At 34.1% G+C, this 14660-nt stretch carries 10 protein-coding genes; 6 read left to right on the plus strand and 4 right to left on the minus strand.

Annotated elements, in window-relative coordinates; translation table 11 throughout:
* Positions 1-51 precede the first annotated feature (51 nt).
* Positions 52-963: a glutamate biosynthesis transcriptional regulator GltC gene (locus NKG37_RS14380; protein WP_169188214.1), complete on the minus strand. Its 912-nt coding sequence runs from the start codon at positions 961-963 to the stop codon at positions 52-54.
* Positions 964-1107: 144 nt separating this feature from the next.
* Here NKG37_RS14380 and gdhA point away from each other — a divergent pair, with 144 nt between their 5' ends.
* Both gdhA and NKG37_RS14390 read left to right on the plus strand, forming a co-directional pair.
* On the plus strand, positions 1108-2490 hold the full coding sequence (gene gdhA, locus NKG37_RS14385) for an NADP-specific glutamate dehydrogenase (RefSeq protein ID WP_169188215.1): 1383 nt from the start codon (positions 1108-1110) through the stop codon (positions 2488-2490).
* Positions 2491-2762: 272 nt separating this feature from the next.
* Positions 2763-3974, plus strand: a complete 1212-nt coding sequence (locus tag NKG37_RS14390) for a M20 metallopeptidase family protein (protein WP_169188216.1) — start codon at positions 2763-2765, stop codon at positions 3972-3974.
* Between the two features lie 535 nt (positions 3975-4509).
* Here NKG37_RS14390 and NKG37_RS14395 read toward each other — a convergent pair.
* Positions 4510-4800: a hypothetical protein gene (locus tag NKG37_RS14395; RefSeq protein ID WP_169188217.1), complete on the minus strand. Its 291-nt coding sequence runs from the start codon at positions 4798-4800 to the stop codon at positions 4510-4512.
* A 128-nt stretch (positions 4801-4928) separates the two neighbouring features.
* On the opposite strand from NKG37_RS14395, the gene dcm reads away from it, so the two are divergent.
* From dcm to NKG37_RS14410, 3 genes are all read left to right on the plus strand, one after another.
* Positions 4929-5921, plus strand: a complete 993-nt coding sequence (gene dcm / locus NKG37_RS14400; RefSeq protein ID WP_254414834.1) for a DNA (cytosine-5-)-methyltransferase — start codon at positions 4929-4931, stop codon at positions 5919-5921.
* A complete protein-coding gene (locus tag NKG37_RS14405; RefSeq protein WP_169188219.1) occupies positions 5908-7086 on the plus strand; it encodes a type II restriction endonuclease in 1179 nt (392 codons plus the stop codon). Before dcm ends, NKG37_RS14405 begins: the two co-directional genes overlap by 14 nt.
* Before the next feature lie 530 nt (positions 7087-7616).
* The gene (locus NKG37_RS14410) at positions 7617-11369 is read left to right on the plus strand and encodes an AAA domain-containing protein (protein WP_169188220.1); all 3753 of its coding nucleotides are present in this window, start codon (positions 7617-7619) and stop codon (positions 11367-11369) included.
* A gap of 116 nt (positions 11370-11485) precedes the next feature.
* On the opposite strand, the gene NKG37_RS14415 is transcribed toward NKG37_RS14410, so the two are convergent.
* Both NKG37_RS14415 and NKG37_RS14420 read right to left on the minus strand, forming a co-directional pair.
* Entirely contained in the window at positions 11486-11908 is a 423-nt protein-coding gene (locus tag NKG37_RS14415) for a hypothetical protein (RefSeq protein ID WP_254414835.1), read from the minus strand.
* Between the two features lie 301 nt (positions 11909-12209).
* Positions 12210-12461, minus strand: coding sequence for a hypothetical protein (locus tag NKG37_RS14420; protein ID WP_254414836.1), 252 nt, complete (start codon positions 12459-12461; stop codon positions 12210-12212).
* An 893-nt stretch (positions 12462-13354) separates the two neighbouring features.
* On the opposite strand from NKG37_RS14420, the gene NKG37_RS14425 reads away from it, so the two are divergent.
* Positions 13355-14479: an IS4 family transposase gene (locus NKG37_RS14425; RefSeq protein WP_036180785.1), complete on the plus strand. Its 1125-nt coding sequence runs from the start codon at positions 13355-13357 to the stop codon at positions 14477-14479.
* Positions 14480-14660: the final 181 nt, after the last annotated feature.

Here is a 14660-nt window from a genome sequence, read left to right on the forward strand (position 1 = left end):
AATGTAAAAAGAGTGTCACAGCTGATATGCTTTGACACCCTTTTTGGCTGTTTACTTTTTAAACTCATTCAATCTTTCGTATGTCTCTAAGAGAAATTGGTAAAATAGTGATTCTGTTGGAAGTAGTTTGCGATGACTTGGATAAATAACCCCAACGGTTCTCGTCAGATTAACATCTGAAAGGGGAATGACGCAAGTAGAACGTGGTGTGTTATCCACCAATGTCATTTCTGGCATCAAGGCTACTCCTAACCCGGCAGATACTAATCCTTTCAGTGCATCTATGTCTTTTCCTTCAAATGCAATCTGTGGAGAAAATCCTGCATCATGACATGCTTTAACCACTTGGTCCCTGAATACGAATCCTTCTGGTAAGACACAGAAGGGATCATTCTTTAAATCTTTTAGCTGTAACTCTTTTTGATTGCTCAATGGATGATGAAGAGGAAGTAGGGCAACAATATTTTCTGTAAATAATGTAGCACCGTTAATTTTATCCTCCTTTTCTCGGTTGGGCATTGGCGCAATCATTGCCAAATTAAATTCTCCATTAATAACTCCATCGATAAGGTCATAATACAGGGCGTTGCTCATATGGAATTTTGCTTCTGGATATCGGTTGCGAAATGAATAAATGATAGAAGGTAACGTATGAGCAGCCATACTGATAGGGAATGCAATTCTGACTGTCCCTTTTTCAGGATCAAGTGATTCCTCTACTTCTCTTTTCGCATCCTCCATCATACTCCATACTTGTTTCATCCGCTCAAAAAAAACTTTTCCGAGAGGTGTTAATTTTACGCTTCTTCCTTCGCGTATAAAAAGCTCTACTCCTAATTCTGCTTCTAAATTGAAAATTTGTCGACTTACAGAGGATTGTGCCACATGCAAAGCGTCAGCAGCTTCAGTAATATGTTCCCTTTTCGCCGCTTCCAAAAAATACTGGATTTGTCTTATTTCCATTATCCACTCTCCTATTCATGCGCGAAACGCATGAATTCAATCCGAAATTAGTATTGTACCTATTAATTATAAAATTATAAAATAAAAACAACTTTTAGAAAAGAGAATATTCTAACATTAAAATAATATAGGGGCTGAAAAAGGATGAAAGTGCTGGAGAAAAAAGATGAGTTTCAAACACACACCGTGAAAGATTACATTAACCAATTATTGATTCAAGTTCAAGAACGTGATCCTCACGAAAAGGAGTTCCAGCAGGCAGTTAAAGAGGTCCTCGAGTCTTTAGTTCCTGTACTTGAAAAAAATCCTAAATATATAAAATATGCTGTACTAGAAAGAATGCTTGAACCAGATCGAATGATTAGCTTTAAAGTACCTTGGATGGATGACAAAGGAAATATAAAAGTAAACCGTGGCTATCGTGTCCAATTTAATAATGCGATTGGACCTTATAAAGGAGGATTAAGATTTCATTCTTCTGTTAATGCAAGTATTATTAAATTTCTTGGTTTTGAGCAAATCTTTAAAAACTCGTTAACTGGTCAGTCGATAGGTGGCGGAAAAGGTGGTTCCGATTTCGATCCTAAAGGGAAGTCAGATTTAGAAATTATGCGTTTTTGTCAGAGCTTTATGACAGAACTTAGCAAGCATATCGGACCAGATATCGATGTGCCCGCTGGAGATATTGGAGTAGGTGCAAGAGAAATCGGTTATATGTTTGGACAATATAAAAGATTAAAAGGCGCTTATGAAGCAGGTGTGTTAACCGGTAAAGGCATCGGATATGGCGGAAGCTTAGGTCGTAAAGAAGCAACTGGCTACGGATTAGTATACTTTGTGGAAGAAATGCTTAAAAATCAGGGGCTAAGCTTTAAAGATAGTACGGTTGTTGTGTCAGGATCAGGAAATGTATCTATTTATGCGATGGAGAAGGCGATGCAGTTAGGTGCAAAAATTGTTGCTTGCAGCGATTCCAGTGGTTACGTGTATGATCCAAATGGAATAGATCTAGATACAGTGAAACAATTAAAAGAAGAAGAAAACAAGAGAATCTCTGAATATGTGAATAAGCATCCTGAGGCAATCTACCAGCAAGGATATACTGGTATTTGGAGGATTCCTTGCGATATTGCTCTGCCATGTGCAACACAAAATGAGTTGAATAAAGAATCAGCAGAAAAGTTAATCGCCAATGGGGTAAAGGCAATAGGGGAAGGGGCAAATATGCCTTCTACTCTAGAAGCAGTCGATACCTTTATCCATCATAATGTGTTATTTGCACCTGCCAAAGCAGCAAATGCAGGTGGAGTGGCAGTCTCAGCTTTAGAAATGGCACAAAATAGCGCTAGAATAGCTTGGACTCAAGATGAAGTAGATAAGAAATTACAAGATATCATGAAAAATATTTATAGCAAAAGTATAAAAGCTTCAGAGGATTATGCTACTAAAGGAAATCTAGTTGCAGGTGCTAATATTGCAGGCTTCATTAAAGTTGCAGATGCTATGATTGAGCAGGGGATTATATAACAAGTTTAGGAGAATTAGCATTTTGCTGATTCTCTTTTTTTAGCCGCTAAATAACTATAATTACTGGGTCAAAACTTTTAATAGTAGTTACAATATTTCTAGTAGAATAGTAACATGTAAAAAACAATAAATTAGCACTTATTTCGGATTTCGAAAGATGAAATTGTATTATGCATTTTTTCGCGTTATACTTAGTTATAAGATTAATATTCAGAATATACAGAATAATACTTAGGCTATAAGTTGATATAATAATAGAGGAGGAAGAATGAATGCTAAGCAATTGGAATCTTCAATTAGAGGAAATGTACGATAAAATGGTGGAATGGCGTAGATATATACATCAGCATCCCGAACTTACAAATCAAGAATATGAGACTTCCAAGCTCATTGCATCCATCTTATCGGATTATGGAATTGAGAGGAAAATCAATGTTGGTGGCTTGGGAGTAATCGGGTTTATAAAGGGAGCACAGACAGGGAAAACCATTGCACTAAGAGCCGATTTTGATGCACTACCCATTCAGGATGAAAAAGATGTTTCCTATAAATCAAAAGTTGACGGAGTCATGCATGCATGTGGACATGATGGACACACAGCAACTTTACTGGCTGTTGGTAAGGTTCTGCAACAAAATAGAAATCAGCTAGCCGGAAACGTAGTACTAATCTTTCAACATGCAGAAGAAGGAGGAGGAGGAGCAAGAAAAATGATTGCGGACAATTGTTTGGAAGGGGTGGATGCTATATTTGCTAATCACTTGTGGAGCCTAATCCCTGTTGGAACGATTTCCTATACAAAAGGATATACCACAGCAGCAGGAGACGGATTCGAGATTAAAATTAAGGGAAAAGGCGGTCATGGCTCCTCTCCGCATGATACGGTTGACTCGATTGCTGTTGCCGGACAGCTGATTAACCAGCTTCAATATATCGTTAGCAGAAGAGTTCATCCCCAGAAAACAGCAGTTGTCTCCATTGGTTCCATTCATGCCGGAGATGCTGCCAATGTCATAGCTGATTCTGCTATTTTAAAAGGAACAGTGAGAACATATGAAAAAGAGGTACAGCAATTAGTAGAGGAAGAAATGAAGGATGCTATCAGAGGAATCTGTTTAAGCTCAAAGGCTGATTATGAATTTAACTATTTTCATGGAGTAGCAGGGGTGTATAATCATCCGAATGAAACAAAGATATTTGCCAGTACAATGAAATCTGCATTACCAGAAATACATGTAGAAGAAGTTCCAGCGCTGTTAGTCAGTGAGGATTTTGCTAATTATTTGGAAGAAAAGCCAGGCATGCTTTTCTTTACAGGAGCCGGAAATGAATCATTAGGTGCTATCTATCCGCATCATCATCCTAAATTTGACTTTGATGAAAGAGCTATGCTTCATGCTGGAAAAGCAATGCTGGCGATTGTTGATTATTATCTTGTAGAAAGTGATTTGGAAGTAATAGAGCAATGTAATGTTGTAAAGTAATTCAGTTAATACAAAAAAGAACGGTATGTAGAATTTGACAAAAATCCTGATACTTTCTAGGAACGCCAAAGCTGGATAAAATATTTGTGAAAATGATACTTGCTGCCAATTTAGTTGCGCAGCTAAAGGATCAATTGTTAGCACATGGAAAGTCATAACCAATCGTTGAAAAGAGAAAAGTAATAAATGATGAACTACAGGAAATCTGGGAAGAGACTTGCCGGTTATTACTCTTTATTCTGATTACAATTTTGCAGAGTATTTGATAGTAGCTTATGGACAGGTAAAGATATTGGGTACTAAGTGATAGATTATCATTTGTGGGATTTGGAGTAAGGGGAATATTTAAATAGAGTATTATTATAAAGAAGCTTTCAAAAAGTCAGGAAATTGACTGTTCGGAAGCTTCTTTATATTTTTTCTTCTATTGAATTTTCCTGTGAAATTATTTCCGTATAAACAATCTTACATTATAACTAGAATTGACTAGAAAATTGGTTGTTCAAATATCTTATGAAATAATAATAACAAAATATTATATCTCATTAAAGTATCTTAGTTTAAAGTGCTCAGTTTTAGATAATTGATATATTAACTCTTTATCAAATTCATTTTTAATAGGCTTATTAATATAAATGTAATCTAATCTTTTTAGAGGGGAATTTAGAAGATCCATTAGTTCGATGCTTTGATCAAAATTGTCTATATAAACTCCGGAAATTACATGATGCTTTTCCAATTGGTGAATAATATTATTTACTTGTTCAACAGCTTGTTGTGTATTTTCTCCTTTATTTGAGTTATAGTAAATAACTATATTAGCCAATTATACCACCTCGACTTAGAGGGAATTGTTAAAAAATAACTTTAATATTATAACATATAATTCAACAAAAAGAATTAAAACTTTGATATAATTACCATTACATGAACAGGTGTTTGGAGGTGGGGAATGTGTTATACAGATTTATTGACTTGTTCGCTGGAATCGGGGGGATAAGGACTGCTTTTGAACCATATGGGCAATGTGTATTTTCTTGTGAGTGGGATATTAAAGCGCAAGAAACTTATGAGGCTAATTTTGGTGAAAAACCGGTTGGAGATATTAGAACGGTAAATGAAAAACAAGTCCCTGACCATGATATACTTTTAGCTGGATTTCCTTGCCAACCATTTTCAATTGCGGGTGTTAGTAAAAAGAAGAGTCTTGGTAGAGAACATGGATTCCTTGATGAGACCCAAGGAACTTTATTTTTTGATATAGCAAGAATTATAAAAGAAAAGAAACCACAGGCATTTTTACTAGAGAATGTTAAAAATCTTAGAAGTCATGATAAAGGAAAAACTTTTAAAGTGATAAAAAAAGTTTTGGAGGAAGAGCTTGGTTACACGGTTTATGCTGATGTACTTAATGCTAAAGGACTTGTTCCACAAAATAGAGAACGTATATATATAGTAGGTTTTAAAAAGCCACTTAAATTTGAGTTTCCTATAATCCCTAGTGTGGGTCCGTCTCTTTACTCTATACTTGAAGAAAATGTTGAAGAAAAATATACTTTGTCAGACAAGTTATGGGCATATCTACAGGCCTATAAAGAAAAACATGCAAAAAAAGGAAATGGTTTTGGATACGGTCTTGCTAATCTACATTCATATAGTAGAACACTTAGCGCAAGATATTATAAAGATGGAAGTGAAATTTTAATTCCACAAGAAGATGGGAAAAATCCAAGAAGATTAACTCCTAGAGAATGTGCTCGCTTACAGGGGTTTCCAGAAACGTTTAAAATTGTAGTAAGTAATACGGCAGCTTATAAACAATTTGGTAATAGTGTTGCCGTTCCAGTTGTTCGATTAATTGCTGAAAAAATGGTACAAGCTATTGAACGGGACGAACTAATCCAAGATTTTGTACATGAGGAGCGAGTTGAATATGCAACCACATAGTAGGGGGCAATTAGAAAAAGCGATCGAGGCGGCCAAGCAATATGGTCGCTTTTATTGTAAATTTATTACTGCAAATGATGTTGGTTTAACAAATGCACATCAAGAAGGACTGCATATTGCAAAAGGAGCTTGGAAAATATTTTTTGAAAAGGAGGGGATAAAAGGAGAAAATAATTCTAAAATGGTAAATATACATATAGATGGTTACTATCCATTTGAAAGTAGAATAATTTATTATGGGAAAGGTACGAGAAATGAATATCGTATTACAAGGTTTTGGACAAATTCTCCATTCGAAAAAGAACAACAAGTAGGAAATTTAATTGTTTTTATCCCCTTAGATCATGAAAATTTCAAGGTATATATTTTTAATACTGAAGAAGTAATTGAAACCTTTGAAGATAAATTTTCACTTACTCTGATTAATAACAATGCAGTATATATAGAGGGAGAAAAAAGAGATGTTGATCTTTCGAATAAGATAGAAATGTTGATTAATGAGAAAGCATCCAAATATGAAAGTTTTCCTGAAACAATACATCTTGCAGAAATAGCAAGAGAAATATACAACGAAGTATATAAAATTAAGAAATTCAATCCTGATAAAATGCTACTTAAATGGATTGAAACAGAGTACAGTTTATTTCGTGCAATAGAAAGAAATATTTATAAAGACGTTCTGATAAAACCATTTAATGAGTTAGATTTACTTTTAGAATTTGCTAGTAGTGCACTAAATCGAAGAAAGAGTAGAGCTGGAAAATCATTAGAGCACCATATTGATTTTATTCTGAGAAAAATGAATATTCCTTTTAGTCATCCTGGTAAAACAGAAGGTAAAAAGCAACCTGACTTTATTCTTCCCTCAAGTAATGAGTATGCAGATAACCTATATGCTTCAAACAATTTGATTTTTTTAGGAGCTAAAACGACTTGTAAAGACAGATGGAGACAGATTCTTAACGAGGCGAATCGAATTCCAGCTAAACATTTATTGACCTTACAACAAGGAATTACTGTTAATCAATTAGAAGAAATGCATGATGAGAAGGTGATTCTTGTTGTTCCAAAACCTTATCATAAAGCATATCCAGAGTCACACCGAGACAGGCTTTGGTCAGTGGAGAAATTTATACTTTATGCAAAAGGAATGTATGATTATTAATGAGACCCAAAACTGGGGTCTTTACTTATCGTTTATAAAAGAGTACAAATTCGTGGTGCATAGTGACGTACCGAATATTCTTGTTTCATCAATTCAAGTGTACAGTTTTCTCTTGAATTGATGAAACTGAGTATTGCGGATCAAATTCCTCAAAGAAGGAATTAAAAAAAATATTAAATTGAAATTAAAGAGTGAGTTGAAAGATAAAGAAAAAAATTTAGATTTAATTTAAAGTATTGAAATATCATAGAGCTAGACATCACAGAAGGACATTTGTTCATTATGTGATGCCTAGCTCTTGTTTTATATGTGATTTTTGAGGAAGTGTTTGTGAATATTAGATTATTTATTAAGATATATTGTCCTAACTAGGAAGATAATTACCAATAAAATATGGTACTATAAGCTTAAGTCGAAATGAACCGAAAAGTGTCAAATATTGTTCTTTCGTAAAACCAGTTTATACAAACTAATGAAAATTTCTTTTTAAATATAAATGTAATTTTTAATAATAGAAAGAAGGCTAAACCATGAAAGACAAACTAATACATATGCGGGATAAGTTAAATGATATTAGTAAGAGAAATAGATCGATAAGATTATTAAAGATTTATAACAAGTGGAGTTTTGATTTAACGGAATTGGACAAGTTGTCGATGCTATCCAAAGATAAAGAGAGTGAAAAAATCGTTGAGAAGATTATTAGTCAATCTAAAGGGGAGATAACGTTATTAAAGCCCACTTTAGATAATGAACATTCTATGATTATCTCGAAAAAATTGACTGATTTATCACGAAATATGAAAGCAATTGAAGAGGAATCAGGTATTCATGATTTTTATTTAGGTTATCCCTTTTTAACGGGAACACTCGCTGATGGAACTTTTTTTCAAGCTCCATTGTTTTTGTATCCTATCCGTATTGAAAAAAATAATCTGCATGCACAAAAATGGATTCTTCGTATTGAAGAAGGAAGTCCACAAATTAATCGTACCTTATTTTTGGCATTCAAAAAATTAAATAATATTGATTTCTCAGAGGAATTCTTTGAAGCAGCATCTGTGATAGCAGGTAAGCAGGATGTGGATGAGTGGAGATCCTTTTTACAAGATCATGAAATGAAGGTATCGTTTGCAAAACAAGGATTAACAAGACTAAAAGAATATAGACGTGAAGATATTCCGGAAAAACAAGGGATAAGCATTGTTGAATATGCGGTCATGGGAAATTTCCCGCAAGGTGGATCTGCTTTAGTGAAAGATTATGATTCTCTAATTCATATTTCAGAAGAAGAAGATTTATCTTTAGTCAGTGAACTAATCGATCCTAAAGAATTGGACTTTGAAGAAGGATCGAATTTAGAAACCGAATATACACAGGAGAAAATCGAGGTTTTGAATCTTCTCGACACAGATGGTTCTCAAGAAGAGATTTTAAAAGAAGCTAGATATAAAAAAGGGATTGTGGTGCATGGTCCTCCTGGAACAGGTAAATCGCAAGTGATTGTTAATTTAATCACAGATGCTATAAGTCAGGATAAAAGGGTGCTTGTCGTTTGTCAGAAAAGAGCAGCTCTTGATGTGGTTTATCAGCGGTTAGATGGTCTATCTTTAACTAATCATATAGCTTTAGTACATGATGAGAAAAATGACCGCAAATCATTATATAGCAAAATAGGATCTGTATTAGAACAAAACAAAGTAATGTATGAACAAGCAAGTCATGAATTGCATTCAACTTCCAAACGATTGGAAACGCATGAAAAACTGTTAAACGATATTGCAAAAGGATTATATGAATATCAAGATTTTGGTTATCGTCTTTATGATTTATATGGAAAAGCAGCGTCCATCGGTGAATTTAATCAAATCCTTGATTTAAAGCCAATGTTAAGTGAGTTTCATAAGGATACTTTAGAGGATATATACGGAAATATATACACGTATGCAGAATGGCAAGAACGGTTTGGAGATGAGAATTATGCATTAAAGAACCGTAAATCATTTGCTGCTTTTTCGATGAAAGAGAAAGTAGAACTAGATGAATTGTTGAATGATCTAATCAAAAAAGCAAAGCAATCTTCTGAGTATCTGCATTCATTGGATTATAAGAAAATCACGCCAGCATACACTTGGTTGATTGAAAACAAACTAGACAAAATATACCCGGATTTAGAGGATAATAATAAGAAAACATTACAAGGATTAAGAATTTGGTGGTGGACATCTTTCTCAGGAAAAACCATTATCGAAGAGCTTTTAGAAGGAGAGAAATTCAAAGGAACTAGTTCTACTGAATGGCTTAAAATCAAACAATCACTTATTATGATGAATCATTTAGGGAAAGAAACGAAAAAAATGGCTGATGAGATGGAGAAGCTTAAAGAATATTTTGATGATAAATATATCGATTCGTGGAAAAATAGAATAGCTGATGGGTACATACCAATTCAGGAACTAGATAAAATGTTGGAATATATCTATCAGGATTTTGATAGTTTACAGCAAATGGATGCCTATTGGAATCAGTGTTCAGAGGTAGTCAAAAAAATTCTAACCGAATTACAAACCAAGTCTTCTTCTTCAGAAAGTAGTTTACCTAATTATTGGGTTCAACTATTTAAGTATTCGACTTTTATACATTGGATTGATAAAACAGAAAGTAAGTATCCAGAAGTAAAGAAGATATCGACAAATGAATTTAATCGAACAAGAGAGACATTCGCTAAGTTGGTTGAAGAGAAACGAGAGCTAGCAAATAAGTATTTAATTCACCAATTAACGCAATCCGTAGATTCTTTATTAAGTAATTATCCGAAAGCGATGCGTGACTTAAAATATCAAGTAGGTAAGAAAAGCCAAGTGTGGCCACTAAGAAAACTTGTAAATGAATTTGCAGATAAAGGACTTGTAGGATTAATGCCTGTTTGGCTTACTTCACCAGAAACAGTTTCGTCTATATTCCCATTAAAAGAAAATTTATTTGATCTCGTTATATTTGATGAAGCTTCCCAATGTACGGTAGAAAGTGGTATTCCAGCTGTTCATCGTGGAAAACAAGTTATTATAGCTGGTGATGAGAAACAATTACCGCCATTTAACATGTTCCAATCTTCTTTTGTAAATGAGGAAGACGAAGAGGAATATGATACGGATGAATCCCAAAGTTTATTAAATCTTGCAAAAAGAAGATTCCCAGAGAAAATACTACAATGGCATTATCGTTCTAAGTACGAGGAACTTATTAATTTTTCCAATCATGCTTTTTATAATGGGCATGTGCAAATTGCGCCTAATGTGGCTCCATTAAAAAATCCTCCATCTATCTCATGGAAGAAAGTTGATGGAAGATGGCTCAATCAATCAAACGAAGTAGAAGCATTGGAAGTAGTTCGGATATTAAAAGAATCTTTGACTAAACAACCTGATAAGTCAGTTGGGATTATTACTTTTAATGCGAAGCAGCAGACAAAAATTCTTGACATGATTGAAAAAAATGCATCAGACGATCAAGAATTTAATGCAGTATATAACCAAGTGATGGCTAAAGAGTTAGATGAAAGAGTATTTGTCAAAAACATCGAAAATGTTCAAGGCGATGAAAGAGATATAATCATCTTCTCTATTGGATATGCAAAAAACGAAGAAGGAAGAATCTATAATCGTTTCGGAATGCTTAACCAACAAGGTGGAGAAAATCGACTAAACGTTGCTGTTTCAAGAGCGAAAGAAGGTATTACCGTTGTTTCAAGTATTGAACCAGAAGAACTAAATGTAAGTAATACTGCGCAAATAGGTCCTAAATTACTAAAGTCCTATATGAAATATGTAAAAGCTGTTTCCAATACACAAATAGAATATATACATGCAGTGGTTGAAGAAATTAATGAAAATGTTAGTACGCATGTAAAGGAGCAAGGATTGCATTTTGATTCACCATTTGAAGAACAAGTGTATAAACAGTTAAGAAATTTAGGATATGAAGTAACAACACAAGTAGGGATGTCAGGATATCGAATCGATATGGCCATTGTACATCCAAATGATTCTTCCAAGTATATTCTTGGTATAGAATGTGATGGGGCAATGTACCACAGTACGGCCAATGCAAAGGAAAGAGATATATATCGTCAACGGTTCCTTGAAAGCAGAGGATGGACGATTGAAAGAATCTGGAGCCGAAACTGGTGGAAAACTCCTAGTGCAGAAATAGAGCGGATTGACCAAAAGGTGAAAGAGTTATTGAAACAAGAAGAACTTAAGAAGAAAGTTAAAAATGGATAAAGTAAGTTATTGGTTAAACGAGACGTTGGTTTGACAACGTCTTGTTACATAAAATCAAGAACAATTAGAAAAATGATCTTGGTATCCTTAATATTATTTTAATCATTATCATGTGCTCACTCCAAAATCAAAAAGTCTTTTGTTTTAATTACCATAATTCCATTCCTATTAGCAAAAAACATTAAATCTTCCAGAATGTTGTTAGGAGAATAATGAATGATTTGAATAGAAAATCCCTTTTTTTGCTTAATTATCGCTCCTTTCGTAGACCAACCAAAACGTTTAAAGCTGATTTGCATTATTTGAGAGAATTGAATTTTTTTCTTATAAAGGGATGTTCCAATGCATTGAATTTGATAGCTTATTACTTCGTCAGTAATGGTGATTTTATATTGGATAAAAAAAGATAGGATAAAAAATAGGATAAGTGTAAGTTGAAAGAAAAGTAACCAGACGGGAGAAGACAAAGATAAAGAGACCGTAACTAGTGCTAACATAATGATTAAGAAGCTTCTTGGGGTTTTTCTGTAATATTCCAAATTAATTCCTCCTATTACTATTTATCTTCATTACGGATATACTGTCAGCTTGGTTTCACTTTCTGTTTGAATAATAGAATAATAGTGTCAATAATAGTGTCAGGGACTGTATATGGACAAATGTCTTTTACAGTTGCCTGACACTTCGTTATTAAAAGGAAAACCCGTATAATGGGCACTTAATAAAAGGTGATGTGACCGTTAAACGGGTTTTAACTTCTACTTATGGATAGTGATTATAGAAATAATGTAGCTTGTTCAGGGTGTGTTTGATTGTTCTAACGACCTATCTATTAGAGAATTAAGTAAAGGACATAAATAAAACGGCGAATATAAATAGGATAAGTAGTAAATGGAAAATAATTGCTAATACGAGTATAATCCATCCTAATAATTTTTTACCTGTTCTAATCCAATAAATAGAAAGTGTTATTATTCCGAATATAAAGCCCAGTATTCCCCAAAGGACAGGATTTTTTCCGTGCTTTTTAGAATCTACTACCAAATAAATGGTTATTAAAATATTTATTACCGAATATAAAGAAAACTCCATAATGAACAACCTCCACTTTACTTTTTTATAGTGTATTCGAATAAATTTTAATAAATGTCTAGCATTAATTATACAAGAAGAAATGGAAATTTCCTCTTTATTAATGATGGTGATGTGTTTTTTCTAAGAAAATATATGGCCCCATCTATTAAAATACTATGCTGATATATACGTATCTTTTGTAAGGAAGGTTTCAATTTTGCCCATAAACCGGTAAGTGAGATACTGTACAGATGGTCTTCCCTTCTTTTTTTAAGCTGTGAAACCTTAAGTCCGTTTTCATTCCAGTCACTGAGTGTGAAAAATCACTTTATCTCTTATTCAGAAAAAACGAGGATTGATGGAATATCTATCTATAGCTTAAGCGTTAGGTGAACTAGATACATAAATATTGTTTTCAGTAATTAAAAATGTAGTTTATAGCAGTATGTTTAATGAATAAAAAAACCCAGATATACAAAAAAATGCATAATTATTGTATATTTGGGTTCTTGGATTTTATCCCACTCTTAACAGGCAGTGAGACCCCAGTTCGAGCTGGGAAAATCGAGAGTGATAGGTGTTGAACTCTCCTGTAAAGGTCCGTTAAGGGCAATTAACCATAAGTGGAGGATGAGGAAAAAAACTACTGATATAAGTTTTTAATACGTTAGTCCAAGTATATACAGTTTCATAAATGTGCATAAATATTAGTGTTTATGCATATGTTTTTTGAATTTTTATTCAAATGTGTCAATAAAACCACTTACGAAAAGTATCACTAGCGTCGCATTAAAATAATTCAAAGCCCTTTATAAATCTGAATTTTCTGCAATATTATTCATGCACAAAAAAATCCTTTATAATGGTTGGGTGGTAGTAAACCATCCAAATCCAAAATAAAGGACATACGCATGGATAAGTTTACACGAAAAACATCATTTGAACAATGGCTTTCACCGATTTCCTCCACAAAACTAGAGGAACTTGTGGAAGCCTATCAATTAAATTACTATACAAAGAAGCTGTACATTGCTTCATTCTTGAAATTACTCGTATTCGCACAACTCAACGAAACCGAAAGTCTACGTGCGGTTAGTGATACGTTATTCTCGGATGACCTACAAAAAGCAACCGAACTAGAATCAATTAGCTTTTCGCAACTGGGACGCCGGCTAAATCAAGTGCCGACAGAGGTGTTCCAGCAGGTGTTTCTAGATTTAGTCGCGCAAATTCATAAGAAAACGCATTTTGAAAAGCGACGGAAAATGACAACACCACTGAAAATCATCGACTCAAGTACGTTACCATTGAACCTGAACAATCATAAATGGGCTGAATTCCGCAAAACAAAATCAGGCATTAAGCTCCATTTACGTCTTGTTTACTTAGAAAAGGGCTGTTCATACCCGGATAAAGCGGTGTTAACGAATGCGATTGAACATGATCGAGGTCAGCTAGAAGTACTTGTTGACGACAAAGAGTGCATGTATGTTTTTGACCGTGGTTACTTGGATTACAAGCAATTTGACCGTATGACAGACGACGGGTATTTCTTTGTCTCACGCTTACGAAAAAACGCCGTTACACATCAAATCGAGAAATTTCACCTTCCAAAAAATTCAACTGTTTTATCAGATGAAATGATTTCTTTGGGCACAGCACAAAGTCGGGCTGGTAATGAGTTTCGACTACTGAAAGTGATGGATTCAAAAGGGAATGAGCTGCACCTCATCACGAATCGTTTCGACTTAAATGCGGATGAACTCGCTGAACTGTACAAATCACGCTGGGCAATCGAGCTGTTTTTCAAGTGGATGAAACAACACTTGAACATCAAAAAGTTCTACGGACAAAGCGAACAAGCTGTCCATAATCAAGTGTACATCGCGATGATTGTCTACTGTTTAAACGTACTGGCTCAGTTGGGTACAAACAGTTCACGGACGTACTTACAAATTAGTCGGTTGTTAAAAGCAGCACCGTGGAAATCCGCACACATTTGGATTCGAAAAATAGCAGGAAGAGCTGTCCCATAAAGGTTTAACCGTCTCTGTCGCCCTCGCCAAAGGTTATAGTGAAAAAATGGATGATTACTACCTCTGTTCACGTGTCTTCATTTTTCTTCTCAAACGGAAAAATAATAAAACAGAAAATTCAGTCAATATTTATGCGACGTTAGTGGAAAAGTATATCAATTAATTCCTGGAAATAAATATG

The organism is Niallia sp. RD1 (assembly GCF_024219955.1).
Classification (GTDB): Bacteria; Bacillota; Bacilli; order Bacillales; family Cytobacillaceae; genus Niallia; species Niallia alba.